Origin of the sequence: Herbiconiux sp. UC225_62, assembly GCF_042694625.1 — a bacterium.
GTDB lineage: Bacteria > Actinomycetota > Actinomycetes > Actinomycetales > Microbacteriaceae > Herbiconiux.
In genome coordinates, this window is sequence record NZ_CP170551.1 from 1,404,019 (window position 1) to 1,416,486 (window position 12,468).

13 protein-coding genes are annotated in these 12,468 nt (G+C 70.1%); 8 read left to right on the forward strand and 5 right to left on the reverse strand.

The genetic code is table 11. The features are described from left to right. Window positions 1-4: 4 nt before the first annotated feature. On the reverse strand, window positions 5-2,137 hold the full coding sequence (locus ACFJGU_RS06720; RefSeq protein ID WP_382308785.1) for an acyltransferase family protein: 2,133 nt from the start codon (window positions 2,135-2,137) through the stop codon (window positions 5-7). Between the two features lie 173 nt (window positions 2,138-2,310). On the opposite strand from ACFJGU_RS06720, the gene ACFJGU_RS06725 reads away from it, so the two are divergent. From ACFJGU_RS06725 to ACFJGU_RS06735, 3 genes are all read left to right on the forward strand, one after another. Continuing rightward, window positions 2,311-3,747, forward strand: coding sequence for a DUF6421 family protein (locus ACFJGU_RS06725; RefSeq protein ID WP_382308787.1), 1,437 nt, complete (start codon window positions 2,311-2,313; stop codon window positions 3,745-3,747). A gap of 130 nt (window positions 3,748-3,877) precedes the next feature. Continuing rightward, window positions 3,878-4,615, forward strand: coding sequence for an SDR family NAD(P)-dependent oxidoreductase (locus ACFJGU_RS06730; RefSeq protein ID WP_382308789.1), 738 nt, complete (start codon window positions 3,878-3,880; stop codon window positions 4,613-4,615). Between the two features lie 42 nt (window positions 4,616-4,657). Then, window positions 4,658-5,422 (forward strand): class I SAM-dependent methyltransferase, encoded by a 765-nt coding sequence (locus ACFJGU_RS06735; RefSeq protein WP_382308791.1) that lies wholly within the window; start codon window positions 4,658-4,660, stop codon window positions 5,420-5,422. 11 nt (window positions 5,423-5,433) lie between these two features. Here the strand turns inward: ACFJGU_RS06735 and ACFJGU_RS06740 are convergent, their stop codons facing one another. Further along, entirely contained in the window at window positions 5,434-5,571 is a 138-nt protein-coding gene (locus ACFJGU_RS06740; RefSeq protein ID WP_382308793.1) for a hypothetical protein, read from the reverse strand. Window positions 5,572-5,714: 143 nt separating this feature from the next. On the opposite strand from ACFJGU_RS06740, the gene ACFJGU_RS06745 reads away from it, so the two are divergent. Further along, on the forward strand, window positions 5,715-6,791 hold the full coding sequence (locus ACFJGU_RS06745; protein ID WP_382308795.1) for a threonine aldolase family protein: 1,077 nt from the start codon (window positions 5,715-5,717) through the stop codon (window positions 6,789-6,791). Window positions 6,792-6,818: 27 nt separating this feature from the next. On the opposite strand, the gene ACFJGU_RS06750 is transcribed toward ACFJGU_RS06745, so the two are convergent. Both ACFJGU_RS06750 and ACFJGU_RS06755 read right to left on the reverse strand, forming a co-directional pair. Beyond that, window positions 6,819-7,073 carry a hypothetical protein gene (locus tag ACFJGU_RS06750; RefSeq protein WP_382308797.1) on the reverse strand — a complete coding sequence of 85 codons (255 nt, stop codon included), beginning with the start codon at window positions 7,071-7,073 and terminating at the stop codon, window positions 6,819-6,821. 36 nt (window positions 7,074-7,109) lie between these two features. Then, window positions 7,110-7,778, reverse strand: coding sequence for a hypothetical protein (locus ACFJGU_RS06755; protein ID WP_382308799.1), 669 nt, complete (start codon window positions 7,776-7,778; stop codon window positions 7,110-7,112). Between the two features lie 105 nt (window positions 7,779-7,883). On the opposite strand from ACFJGU_RS06755, the gene ACFJGU_RS06760 reads away from it, so the two are divergent. From ACFJGU_RS06760 to ACFJGU_RS06770, 3 genes are read left to right on the forward strand one after another with little or no spacing between them, the layout of a single operon-like run. After that, window positions 7,884-10,190, forward strand: a complete 2,307-nt coding sequence (locus ACFJGU_RS06760) for a heavy metal translocating P-type ATPase (RefSeq protein ID WP_382308801.1) — start codon at window positions 7,884-7,886, stop codon at window positions 10,188-10,190. Further along, on the forward strand, window positions 10,187-10,513 hold the full coding sequence (locus ACFJGU_RS06765; RefSeq protein ID WP_382308803.1) for a metal-sensitive transcriptional regulator: 327 nt from the start codon (window positions 10,187-10,189) through the stop codon (window positions 10,511-10,513). Before ACFJGU_RS06760 ends, ACFJGU_RS06765 begins: the two co-directional genes overlap by 4 nt. A gap of 34 nt (window positions 10,514-10,547) precedes the next feature. Continuing rightward, complete coding sequence (locus tag ACFJGU_RS06770) at window positions 10,548-10,784, forward strand: hypothetical protein (RefSeq protein WP_382308805.1); 237 nt, start codon at window positions 10,548-10,550, stop codon at window positions 10,782-10,784. Window positions 10,785-10,799: 15 nt separating this feature from the next. On the opposite strand, the gene ACFJGU_RS06775 is transcribed toward ACFJGU_RS06770, so the two are convergent. After that, window positions 10,800-11,540 carry a DNA alkylation repair protein gene (locus ACFJGU_RS06775; protein WP_382308807.1) on the reverse strand — a complete coding sequence of 247 codons (741 nt, stop codon included), beginning with the start codon at window positions 11,538-11,540 and terminating at the stop codon, window positions 10,800-10,802. A 218-nt stretch (window positions 11,541-11,758) separates the two neighbouring features. On the opposite strand from ACFJGU_RS06775, the gene ACFJGU_RS06780 reads away from it, so the two are divergent. Further along, window positions 11,759-12,433, forward strand: a complete 675-nt coding sequence (locus tag ACFJGU_RS06780) for a DedA family protein (RefSeq protein WP_382308809.1) — start codon at window positions 11,759-11,761, stop codon at window positions 12,431-12,433. Window positions 12,434-12,468 lie beyond the last annotated feature (35 nt).

A 12,468-nucleotide genomic window follows, 5' to 3' on the forward strand; every position in this document is an offset into this window, starting at 1 on the left:
GTGCTCAGCGCCCGAGCGCGGCGGTCATCGCCCGCTCGAGGAAGGGCTCGAGCGTGAACGCGAAGGTGCGGGTGAGGTGGTCGGTGTCGCGGTACACGTTCGCTCCGCCGATGACCGCCGAACATTCCTCCGCGGTGCAGTAGGTGTCGCTGAAGTCGAGCAGCGTCACGTCCTGCCCCTGGGTCGCGGCCCCGGACGCGGCGAGCGCGATCGGATCGAACTCCGCCAGCCCCTCGTCGCGCGGCTCGGTGCAGTCGGCCTCCGCCTCGGTGCGGAGGCACTTGTTCGGGTCGTCCTCCCAGGACGGGTTGTCGACCATCGTCACGATCGGCGTGCCCCGATCGAGCACCTGCTTCCAGGCCTCGCCGTACCCGATCGCAGCCGTCTGCTCGTCGTCGGCGGTGCCGGGCACGTTGCGGTCGGTCAGCGCTGCCGTGAAGATCGCGTTGAACGGCGGATGCGCCGCGAGCTGGTCGGTGAGCGAGTCGCGCCAGCTGTCGCACGAGGCCGCGAAGGCGTCCTTGGCGAGCAGTGGGGTCGTGGTCCAGGGGCAGCCGCCCTTGAGGTAGGTGGTGAGGTGCCAGCCGTTCTTCTCGGCCATGTCGATGAACGGGTCCATCAGGGCGTAGGCGTGGCTGTCGCCGATCAGCGCGATCTGGGGCGCGTCCGCGGCGTCGCTGCCGAACTGGCAGTCGCGCACGGTGGCGTCGTTGAGGGTGCTCAAGCAGTCGGGGTGGCGCGGCCGGTCGGCGTTGCCGAATCCGGGGCTCGGGATGATCTGTCCCTCGAGCGCCGGGTTGACGCAGAGCGGATCGATCGGGTTCAGCCCGTCGGTGGGGCCGGATGCCGCCCCGAAGCACTCCGGCGGGTTCGCCAGCGTGTCGGCGAGCTGGGCCGCCTCGGTGTCGTACTTCGGCTGCTGCACGGCCCACGCCGTGCCCGCGAACAGGCTCGACACGGCCATCACGGCCACCACGCCGATCATGGTGACGCGGGGGCGGCGGCTCGTGAAGAACGTCCACTGCCGGGTCGGGTCTTCGATGAAGCGCTTGGTGGCCCAGGCGATCACGAAGCAGAAGAGGAACAGCGCGATGCGGTTCCAGATGCTCAGACCCCACCCTGGGATGTAGGGCGCGATGATGATGAGCGGCCAGTGCCAGAGGTAGAGCGAGTAGGAGATGTCGCCGATGAAGGCGATGGGTCGGAAGCTCAGCACGCGGCCGGCGTCCCACGGCTTCTCGCGGTGGTGCGCGACGATGATCGCCGCGGTGCCGAGCACGGGGATGGCGGCCATGTAGCCCGGGAACGGTGTGGCCTGGTTGAACAGGTAGCCGCAGGCGAGCACCACGATCACACCGCCCCAGCCGAGGATGTTCGACTGCCAGGCCCGCACGGGCCGCCAGCGCGGCAACAGCGCGAGGGCACCACCCACCGCGAACTCCCACACGCGGGTGTAGGTCACGAAGTAGGCGCTGGCCGGGTCGACCGCGGTGTTCACGATCGAGAGCACGAACGAGACGACGCCCACGATGCCGAGCACCGAGATGAGGGCGAGCCACCGCTTGCCCTTGAGGAATTTCATGGCCACGACGGATGCGCCGAGCAGCAGAACCGGCCAGAACAGGTAGAACTGTTCCTCCAGCGAGAGCGACCAGTAGTGCTGCACGAGGCTCGCCTCGTTGGCGGCGGCCAAGTAATCCACAGAGTTGACGGCCAGGACCCAGTTCTCCACATAGAACGTGGAGGCCAGGATCTCGCGCACGTTCTCGGTCAGACTCGACAACGGCATGATGAACAGCGTCGCGAGGCTCGCGAAGATGAGCACCGTGATGGCGGCCGGCAGCAACCGACGGGCGCGTTTGGCGTAGAAGCTCGGCAGGGCGATGCGATCCGTGCGCTCGAGCTGGCGGGTGAGCTGCTGGGTGATCAGGAAGCCGGAGATCACGAAGAAGACGTCGACACCGATGTAACCGCCCGTGAGGCGTCCGGGCCAGAAGTGGTACACCACGACGAGGAGCACGGCGATGGCACGAAGGCCCTGGATGTGGGGAAGGAAGTGGTCCGGCTTCGTGGCGCGGCTGCTCCCGTTCGCTCCGGCCCGCGTCGTCGTCGCGGCCGCGGCCGTCTGCTTCTCCATCGCGCTCCATGCTACCCGGGGCGCTCTCGCACGCCTGGGAGCACGCTCGGTGCGGTGCATGCACGAAATCCGCGGCGGATCGGCGCTTCTGCGCAAGAAAGCGGATGCGGGAACAAGGAAGCGCGGATGCGTTGCGCCTAGGCTCGGAGAGACGACCGATTGGAGGTTCGACCATGTCCGCTCGCGCACGTACCACGCTCGCTTCCCAGGCCATCATCGGAGAACCCGAGGTCGTCGAAGACGCCGCGCTCACCCACTCCGCCGCGTGGATCTCGCTCAAGGCGTCCGTGGCGGCGCTACAGCCCTTGCAGGTCAAGGACGGGTCGATCCCCGACCCCGTCGACCACCCGGCGGCGCGTTCGCTGGTGGCCACCATCGTCACCGATGTGGCGCGACTGTCGCACCACTTCCCGCACGATCACGACTACCTCGTCGCCCTGCAGGCCGACTTCGCGCGCTGGGAGGCCGAGGGCTTCGGCGTGCCCGACTTCCTCGCCTCTCTCGTGGCCTTCCGGCCGGAGCGCCACCGGGTCGACGGCGCCCGCCACCTCGTGGTGTTCCCCATGTACACGCAGAACGGCAGCACCGACCGGCACGTCGAGGCGGTGCTGGTGGAGGTGCTGTGGCCGTCGTTCGTCGCCACGCTCGAGGCCGGCGACTACTCGAACGCGCTGTTCGTGCCCATCCGCTTCCTCGACTTCACGGCGGGCTACGACACGAACTCGGCCGTGCTCTTCCCCGAGTCGGTGGCGACGTCGAGCATCCCGCAGTACACCTGGGGCGCGATCTTCGCCGACCGCGAAGCCGCGCGGTTCCGTCGTGTGGTGCGGGAGGCGGCATCCGTCACCCGGCTCGACCTGCCCCTGGACGCGCGGCGACTGCTCGACGATCAGGAGCTCACCGAGCGCACCTTCGTGATGTGGGATCTCATCCACGACCGCACCCATATGCGCGGCGACCTGCCGTTCGATCCGTTCATGATCAAGCAGCGCATGCCGTACTTCCTCTACTCGCTGGAAGAGCTGCGCTGCGATCTCACGGCCTTCCGGGAGGCCGTGAAGATCGAGCGGCGGCTGGAGTCGTCGGCATCGTCGTCCGTCGAGGGGCTGGATGCCGGCCAGGCGGAGCTGCTCGATCACGCCAAGCTGGTGCAGTACGCGGTGCTCTTCGACCGCATCTTCCGCTTCGCCATCACGGGCTCGCGCGTGCGCAACTACGACGGACTCGGCGGGCAACTGCTGTTCGCCTGGCTGCACCAGCGCGGGGTGCTGCACTGGACCGACACGAAGCTCACCATCGACTGGCCCGAAGTGGCCGACGCGGTGACGGCGCTCGGCGACGCGATCGACGAACTCTACTGGCGCTCGATCGACCGGCCGAAGACGGCGCACTGGCTCGCCGCCTACGACCTCGTCACCTCGACACTCACGCCGAACCCGGCGTCGGTGTGGGCGCAGGGCCCGTCGGCGCTGCCGCTCGACGGACCTCCGCGTGGTCTCACCGACGCCGTGCTCGACGACGAGTTCCCGCTCTCGATGTTCTACGAAGCGCTCGACAAGAAGATGCACGACGTGATCGCCTCGACGGCGGGCATCACCGGGCGCTCGTAGCGCGGCGCGCCGCCGACCCCGCTCCGCCCCCTTCCGCGCGACCGCCTCGACCTGGCGGCCGTCGCGCGGAAAGTCGCGGCTCGACGAAGTCGGCATCGACGCAGCGCACCCGGGAGGCCAGGATGAAAGCATGAGCGAGATGAACGGCGATCGCATCGACCGGATCGGCGTCGCGGGGCGGCGGGTCGTGGTGGCGGGAGCCACGAGCGCCTCCGGCACGGCCGCCTGCCGCGCCCTCGCCGCAGCGGGCGCACAGGTCGTCGCCCTCGGATCGCACGCGGGCCGGCTCGACGAACTCGCGCTCCGCGTGCCCGGCATCGCGACCGAGGTGTGCGATCTCGCCGACAGCTCCGCCGTCGACACGCTCGCGCTGCGCCTCAGCACCTCCGCACCCGTCGACGGACTCGTCCACCTCGTGGGCGGCTGGGTCGGCGGGCGTGGCATCCCGGGCCAGACCGACGAGGGCTGGGCGACCGTCGAGCGTTCGTTCCGCACCCTCCGCAACACCACGCGCGCCTTCTACCCCGCGCTCGTCGCGTCGGAGGCCGGCCGGGTGGCCTTCGTGTCGTCGACCTCGGTCGACGCGCCCACCGCCTCCGGGGCCGACTACACCGCGGCGAAGGCGGCGTCCGAATCGTGGATGCGCTCGCTGGCCCACGGCTTCCGCACCGATCAGGGCGAGAGCGAGTTGCGCGCGGCCGCGGTCGTGTTCGTGGTGAAGGCGCTGGTGGACGACGGGATGCGCACGGCCGCCCCCGAGAAGACCTTCCCCGGCTTCACCGACGTCGAGACCTTGGCGTCGGCGGTCGTGGGCCTCTGGGACGCCCCGGCGGGCGAACTCGACGGCGCGCGCATCCGTCTCCCCTGACGCCACCCACGCAGACAAGCCGGACGGGAAGAGGCTCGCCACGTGTTCGATGTCGACGCCGAGGCATACGACCGGTTCATGGGACGGTTCTCCGTGCCGCTCGCGTCGACGTTCGCCGAATGGTCCGGCGTCGAGGCACCGGCGCGGGTGCTCGACGTCGGCTGCGGCACCGGTGCGCTCACGGGTGCGCTCGTCGGTCTGGTGGGGTCGGGCGCGGTCGCGGCGGTCGATCCGTCGCAGCCCTTCGTCGAGGCCGCCCAGGAGCGCTTTCCCGGCGTCGACGTTCGGCGAGCGTCCGCCGAGGCGCTGCCGTTCGGGTCAGGGACGTTCGACGCAGCCCTCGCTGAACTCGTCGTGCACCTGATGCCCGATGCGACGGCCGGGGTGTACGAGATGGCTCGCGTCGTGGTCCCGGGCGGCACGCTCTCCGTCTGCGTCTGGGACTTCTCCGGCGGCCGGGCACCGCAGACCCGGTTCTTCGCTGCGCTCCGGTCGGTCGCCCCCGACGCGGAGGACGAGTCCGAGCGCCTCGGCGCCCGTCACGGCGACCTCGAGCGGCTGCTCCGCAACGAGGGTCTCCACGACGTCATCGAGACGGAACTCACGGTAGACGTCCCGTTCACCGGCTTCGACGACTGGTGGGAGCCGTACACGCACGGCATCGGGCCGGCCGGCAGCCAACTCGCCTCGCTCCCCCGCGCCGAGCGCGAGCGGGTGCGCCGGGCTGCCGAGGCACTCGTGGACGACTCCCCGTTCACGATCACCGCCACCGCCTGGGCCGCCCGCGGCCGGGTCGCCGACCGCTGAGCGGTGCGGAACTACTTCCGCTTCACGTTGGCGACGATGTCGGCCGAGTGATCGATCCGGTCGCCCTTCGCCTTCTTGTCGGCGCGCTTCTCCTTGAGGGAGCGAGCAGCGGGTTTGGCAACGGCCTTCTTGGCGGACTTCTCGCCCATGGTGATTCCTCACATCGGAGCCACGAAGGCTCAGTACCCGAAGGGTACGCCCTGCGGCGTCCCATTCCCGCCGCCCCGGCGGATTGCCAGCGAGCCACGGACCGGGTTCGGGATGCGGGGGCGCGGTTTGAGAGACTGGTGCAGTGACTGATTCCGCCGCTGACTTCCCCCTGCACGACCGCTCGTACCGGGGGTTCGCCTCCGACAACTACGCGGGGGCGCATCCCGAGGTGCTCGAGGCGATCGCGGCCGCGAACGGCGGGCACCAGATCGCCTACGGCGAAGACGTCTACACGGCCGAGTTGCAGAAGGTGGCGCGGCACCACTTCGGCGACGAGGCCGAGGCCTTCCCCGTGTTCAACGGCACGGGCGCGAACGTCATCAGCCTGCAGTCGATGCTGCCGCGGTGGGGTGCGGTGGTCTGCGCCACGACGGCACACATCCACACCGACGAGAACGCGGCACCGGAGCGCGTCGCCGGCTTGAAGCTACTCACGGTGCCCACGCCCGACGGCAAGCTCACGCCCGAACTCATCGACCTCGAGGCCTGGGGCTGGGGCGACGAGCACCGCGCGCAGCCGCTCGCGGTCTCCATCACCCAGACCACCGAACTCGGCACCGCGTACACCGCCGACGAGATCGCGGCGATCGCCGACCACGTCCATGCCCGCGGGATGACTCTGCACCTCGACGGTTCGCGCATCTCGAACGCGGCGGCATCACTGGGGCTGCCGCTGCGCGCGTTCACGACGGATGCCGGCGTCGACGTGGTCTCGCTCGGCGGCACGAAGAACGGACTCCTCTACGGGGAGGCGGTCGTCGTGCTCAATCCGTCCGCCGCAACGGGCATCACCTTCCTGCGGAAGCTCGACATGCAGCTCGCCTCGAAGATGCGGTTCGTGTCGGCGCAGCTGATCGCGCTGTACGGCGGCGATCTGTGGTTGCGATCGGCGTCGCACGCGAACGCGATGGCCCAGCGGCTCCGCGCGGCGGTGGTCGATCAGCCGGGGGTCACGCTCACGCAGCAGACCCAGTCGAACGCGGTGTTCGCCATCCTTCCGCCCGGGGTGGCCGACCGACTTCGCGAGTCGTTCCGGTTCTACGACTGGAACCCGGCGACCGGTGAGGTGCGGTGGATGTGCGCCTTCGACACGACCGAGGCCGACATCGACGCGTTCGCGGCGGCCCTGCAGGCAGAGCTGGCGGCGGTCACGGCGTAGCCCCTCTCCCGGTGCGCCTCCCCCCTCTCAGCGACGGGGTCGGTTGGCGCGATCGGCGCGGTTCAGGGCGGCGATCCGGCGCGAGGTCACGATGGCGAAGACCCCGGCGGCCACGAACACCGCGAGACTGACGGCGAGCGTCACGTCGAGCACGATCCCGGTCGTCTCGGAATGCTCGGGATAGAGGAAGACCAGTGAGGCGAGGGCCCCGAGCGCACCGAAGACGACGACGATCAGGGTGCCGAGGAACAGACGCGAGAGTCGGACGTGGTCGGGGTTCACCTGCACGATTGTAGTTGTGTCAGATCAACGACCTGGTCATGGCTGCTCCGGTGTACAACCGGCCGGCTCGGAGTTCCCGCTGACGGTGAAGTCCTGACAGGTGAGGAACTTCGACTGGTACACGCCCAGCAGGAAGGAGGCGACGGCGATGACCAGCACCGCCCCGATGACGGCGAATCGGCGCCCCCAGGAGATGTCTTCAGCGAATTCCGGCCAGATCATGCGCACGAGCACCCAGATGGTGGCGGGCACGCCGAGGATGCCCACCACGATGCCGAGCAACGTGACGATCAAAGCCACGACGTCGTCGGGATCGGCGGTGACGGTGAGGAAGGAGAGCACGAGCCACAGACTCGGGATGAGGAGGGCGATCGCGCGACCCACTCGGGGCTTGCCGCGCGGCTGGATGAGCACCACGATCAGCGCACCGACGGACGCCGCCCACACGGTCAGCATCTGATCGAAGAAGAAGTCACCCCAGGCGCCGAGCGTGAACGCCGGCCACCACACCGCGATGCTCATGCCCACGACGATGACCCCCGTGATGCGCGAGCCGGCGTCGGTGCGGCGGGCCTCCCGCTTGGCCGCCGCTGCGGAGGCTGCGGTCGGGGCGGCGGGAGTCGGGGCTGCGTGAGTGAGCGCTCCGTCGGCAGGCATCGCGGCCCGGTGGGGCTCGTCAGGGGTCACCGGCTCGGAAGCTGACACGCGCTCACGGTATCACCAGGCCCGCGCATCCGTCGCTCCCGGATGTCTGCTCGCTCGGAGCGAACCTAGGTTGCTTAATACCCCTAGGGGGTATAGCTTGGCGCCATGAGCACCGACCACGAGCATCCGCACGCCGCCGCGACACGCCCCGAGCCCGCAGACGCCGACCCCGCGGCCCACGCCGGACATGACGCGCATGCCGGACACGACCCGCACGCCGGGCACGACGCCCACGCCGGGCACGACGCCCACGTCGAGCACGACGAGGCGGGGCACGACCACTCGGGCCACGACAGCCACGCGGGCCACGACCACAGCGGCCACGCGGGGCACGATCACGGCGGGCACGCTGGCCACGGTGGGCACGCCGGCCACGCGGGCCACGGCGATCACGTCGGCCAGTTCCGCCGTCTTTTCTGGGTGATGCTCGTCATCGCGTTGCCCGTCGTGTTCTTCAGCTCAACCTTCTCGATGATCCTCGGTTACGACATCCCCGAAACCGGCTGGACCACCTGGATCTCCCCGGTGCTCGGCACCATCCTCTTCGTGCTCGGAGGCCGCCCGTTCCTCTCCGGCGGCGTCGACGAACTCCGCGCCCGCAAGCCCGGCATGATGCTGCTCATCGCCCTGGCGATCACGGTCGGGTTCCTCGCCTCCTGGGGCGCCACGCTCGGAATCCTCGACGCGCAGCTCGAGTTCTGGTGGGAGCTCGCCCTCCTCATCGTGATCATGCTGCTCGGCCACTGGATCGAGATGCGCTCCCTTGCGCAGACCACCTCGGCGCTCGACTCCCTCGCCGCCCTCCTCCCCGACGAGGCCGAGCGCGTCGATGCGAACGGCGAGACCACCACGGTCGCTCCCGCCGACCTGAGGATCGGCGACCTCGTCATCGTGCGCCCGGGCGGCCGCGTACCGGCCGACGGCGAGGTCGTCGAAGGCACGGCGGATGTCGACGAGTCGATGATCACGGGCGAATCGCGCCCGGTCTCCCGCGGCCCCGGTGACCACGTCGTCGCCGGCACCGTCGCCACCGACACCGCCCTGCGCATCCGCATCTCCGCCGTCGGCGACGACACCGCGCTCGCCGGCATCCAGCGCCTGGTCGCCGAAGCGCAGAACTCCAGCTCGCGCGCCCAGCGCATCGCCGACACGGCAGCCGGCTGGCTGTTCTGGTTCGCGCTCGGCTCGGCGGTCATCACCGCGATCGTCTGGACCCTCGTCGGCAGCCCCGACGACGCCGTCATCCGCACCATCACCGTGCTCGTCATCGCCTGCCCCCACGCGCTCGGTCTCGCCATCCCGCTCGTGGTCTCCATCGCCACCGAGCGCGCCGCGAAGGCCGGCATCCTCGTGAAGGACCGGCTCGCCCTCGAGACCATGCGCACCGTCGACACCGTGCTCTTCGACAAGACCGGCACCCTCACCAAGGGCGAGCCGGCCGTCACCGCTGTCGTCGCCGCGCCGGGTCATGACGAAGCCGAAGTGCTGGCGCTGGCGGCATCCGCCGAGGCCGACAGCGAGCATCCGCTGGCCCGCGCGATCGTCCAGGCCGCACGGACGCGCGAACTCGCCATCCCCGCGGCAACCGGCTTCCAGGCCTCCACCGCGGTCGGCGTCTCCGCCGTCGTCGACGGCGCAACCGTGCACGTTGGAGGTCCCGCCCTCCTCGCCGAGCACGCAGCGACCCCCCTGGCGTCCAGAACCGCAAACGTGGGCGGATCCGAGGCACAGGGCGGCTCGGATGTCGGCACGTTTGCGACTTCCGACGGCATCCCCGAGGGTCAGACGGTGCTGCACGTGCTCCGTGACCACGAGGTGATCGGGATGATCGCGCTGGCCGACGAGATCCGCCCCGAGTCGCGGGAGGCCGTGGCGGGGCTGCGAGCACGGGGCATCGAGGTAGTCATGATCACGGGAGACGCCGAGCCCGTCGCCCGAGAAGTCGCCGCCGAGCTGGGCATCACCCGCGTGTTCGCGGGCGTGAAGCCCGGCGACAAGTCGGCGAAGGTCGCCGAGCTGCAGGCCGAGGGCCGCAAGGTCGCGATGGTGGGCGACGGCGTCAACGACGCCCCCGCGCTCGCCCGCGCCGACGTCGGCATCGCCATCGGCGCCGGAACGGATGTCGCGATCGCCTCGGCCGGGGTCATCCTCGCGAGCGACGACCCGCGATCCGTGCTCTCGGTGATCACCCTCTCGAAGGCAAGCTACCGCAAGATGACGCAGAACCTCTGGTGGGCGGCCGGCTACAACCTCCTCTCGGTGCCGCTCGCCGCGGGTGTGCTCGCGCCGATCGGGTTCGTGCTGCCGATGGCGGTCGGGGCGATCCTCATGTCGCTCTCCACGATCATCGTGGCCGCGAACGCGCAACTGCTGCGCCGGCTCGACCTGCGACCGGCGAGAATCGGAGCATGACGATGGACACGGATGCGCCCCACGGCGAGCACGAGCACGCCTCGCACGGCTACATCACCAACAAGGACGACTACCTCAAGCGCCTGCGCCGCATCGAGGGCCAGGCTCGGGGGCTGCAGAACATGGTGGCCGACGAGAAGTACTGCATCGACATCCTCACCCAGGTATCGGCGATGACGAGTGCGCTCGAGTCAGTGGCCCTGGGCCTGCTCAACGACCACCTCAACCACTGCGTCGTCGAGGCGGTGGCCGAGGGGGGCGACGTCGCGCAGGCGAAGTTGAAGGAAGCGTCGGATGCGATCGCTCGGCTGGTGCGGTCGTAGGTAGACTTCCTGACACCTGAACGAAGGAGATGCAATGGAGCATCGAATCGAACTCCGCCACTGGCTCTTCGGGCTGGGCATCGTGGCCATCGTGCTCGGCGCAGTGGCGTCGGTGCTCGCCGCCGACCCGGCGCACGAGGGATTCGCGACCTCGGGCGTGCTCACCGTGGCCGGCGGTCTCTGTGCCGGATTCGGGGCGCTGTGCCTGCTGGCCGGAACGGTGGCCTGGGCCGTCGCGATCGAGGTCGAGGAGCCCGCCACGCGGGTCTGAGCGCAGGCCCGTCGGTCAGCGCTGGGCGCGGTAGCGCGCCCGCTCCTCCGGTGTGAGGTGCTCGGTGGCGTAGCTCAGCATGGTGCGCGGCATCCGGGCGGCGTATTCGTCGAGGAAGCCGGTGAGCAGGGAGCGGTCGACCCGCTTGCCGACCTCGCGGAGCATCCATCCGACCGCCTTGTGCATCAGGTCCTGCCGGTCGTCGAGCAGCAGCGGTGCGATCTCGAGCGTGGTGGAGGCGTCGCCGGCCTGGATGAAGGCGAGCGTGGCGAGCACGCCGACCCGCCGCTCCCAGAGCACGTCGCTGCGCACCAGGTCGAAGATCAGGTCGCGAGGCTTGTCGAGCAGCCACTCGCCGAGGATCGCGCCGGCCGAGGAATCGACGAGATCCCAGTTGTTGACGCGGCCGCGGCGCACGGCCGCGAGGTACTGCTCCACGGCGGCGGCCTCGATCGCCGCGTCGGCGGTGCGGGATCCCCGCGCCCGGTCGAAGCGGCCGCGCAGGAGGAACAGCGCCGCCAGCCGGTGCTCGTGCACCGGGCTGTCGAGGAGGATGTCGATGGCGGCGGGGTCGATGCCGGCAAACGCCTTCGCCACCTTGCGGGTCGCGGGCGCACGCACGCCGATGAACCGGTCGCCTTCCCCGTACTCCCCCGGCCCGGTCTTGAAGAACCGGGCCAGGAACGCAGCGTCCCCCTCGTCGGCCACCGCCGCGAGCGCCTCGACGACCGCTGCCGCCTGCCGTTCCGCATCCATACGCTCACGCTACCCCGCGCCGAATCGCCAGGATCCGACGGAATGGCAGCCCCGATAGCGGCCTGTCTTGGCGAATCGACGACGGCAACACGCAGCGGGCGAGTCGGCGGCGGTGTCGCGCCCTCATCCGCGCGTTGCGGATGAGAAGGTCTAGCTCGCGAGCGCAATCGCTGGGGATGCTCAGGGGCGGCTCAGGCGACATCCGTAGCGTTGGAACCATGAGCGTCGGGGTGAGCGTCAGCATCGGCACGCGCGAAAGCGGCGGAACCACGAGCGGCCTCGGCCCCGTCGGAGACTGGGTCGTGGGCCTGATGGAGACGTTCGGCGCTCCGGGCGCGGGGCTCGCGGTCTTCGCCGAGAACCTCTTCCCGCCGATCCCGAGCGAGGTCATCCTCCCGCTGGCCGGCTTCACGGCCAGCCAGGGCGAGCTCGACCTCGTCGCGGCCATCGTGTTCACCACCCTGGGCTCGCTCCTCGGCGCGTTCACGCTGTACGGCTTGGGCGCCTGGCTCGGGCGCGACCGGATGCGCCGCCTCGCCCACCACATCCCCCTCGTCGACGTCGACGACGTCGACCGCACCGAAGCCTGGTTCGACCGACACGGCAGCAAGGCCATCTTCTTCGGACGCCTCGTGCCCATCTTCCGCAGCTTCATCTCGATCCCGGCCGGAATCGAACGGATGCCGCTCCTGAAGTTCGGGCTCCTCACCGTCGCCGGCAGCCTCATCTGGAACACCACGTTGATCCTCGCGGGCTACTTCCTCGGCGAGCAGTGGCACGTCGTCGAGGAGTACGCCGGCATCCTCCAGTGGGTCGTCATCGCCGCGGTCGTGGGCGCAGTCGCCTGGTTCGTGGTCTCCCGCATCCGCAAGCACCGCGCCGGCGTCCGCTGAGCCGTCGCGGCGCTGCCGCCCTGAGGCGCGGGAGC

Excerpts from the sequence above, each read along its gene's own strand:
- ACFJGU_RS06720 (WP_382308785.1), bottom strand. The coding sequence starts at position 2,137 with ATGGAGAAGCAGACGGCCGCGGCCGCGACGACGACGCGGGCCGGAGCG.
- ACFJGU_RS06725 (WP_382308787.1), top strand. The coding sequence starts at position 2,311 with ATGTCCGCTCGCGCACGTACCACGCTCGCTTCCCAGGCCATCATCGGA.
- ACFJGU_RS06730 (WP_382308789.1), top strand. The coding sequence starts at position 3,878 with ATGAGCGAGATGAACGGCGATCGCATCGACCGGATCGGCGTCGCGGGG.
- ACFJGU_RS06740 (WP_382308793.1), bottom strand. The coding sequence starts at position 5,571 with ATGGGCGAGAAGTCCGCCAAGAAGGCCGTTGCCAAACCCGCTGCTCGC.
- ACFJGU_RS06760 (WP_382308801.1), top strand. The coding sequence starts at position 7,884 with ATGAGCACCGACCACGAGCATCCGCACGCCGCCGCGACACGCCCCGAG.
- ACFJGU_RS06765 (WP_382308803.1), top strand. The coding sequence starts at position 10,187 with ATGACGATGGACACGGATGCGCCCCACGGCGAGCACGAGCACGCCTCG.
- ACFJGU_RS06770 (WP_382308805.1), top strand. The coding sequence starts at position 10,548 with ATGGAGCATCGAATCGAACTCCGCCACTGGCTCTTCGGGCTGGGCATC.
- ACFJGU_RS06775 (WP_382308807.1), bottom strand. The coding sequence starts at position 11,540 with ATGGATGCGGAACGGCAGGCGGCAGCGGTCGTCGAGGCGCTCGCGGCG.
- ACFJGU_RS06780 (WP_382308809.1), top strand. The coding sequence starts at position 11,759 with ATGAGCGTCGGGGTGAGCGTCAGCATCGGCACGCGCGAAAGCGGCGGA.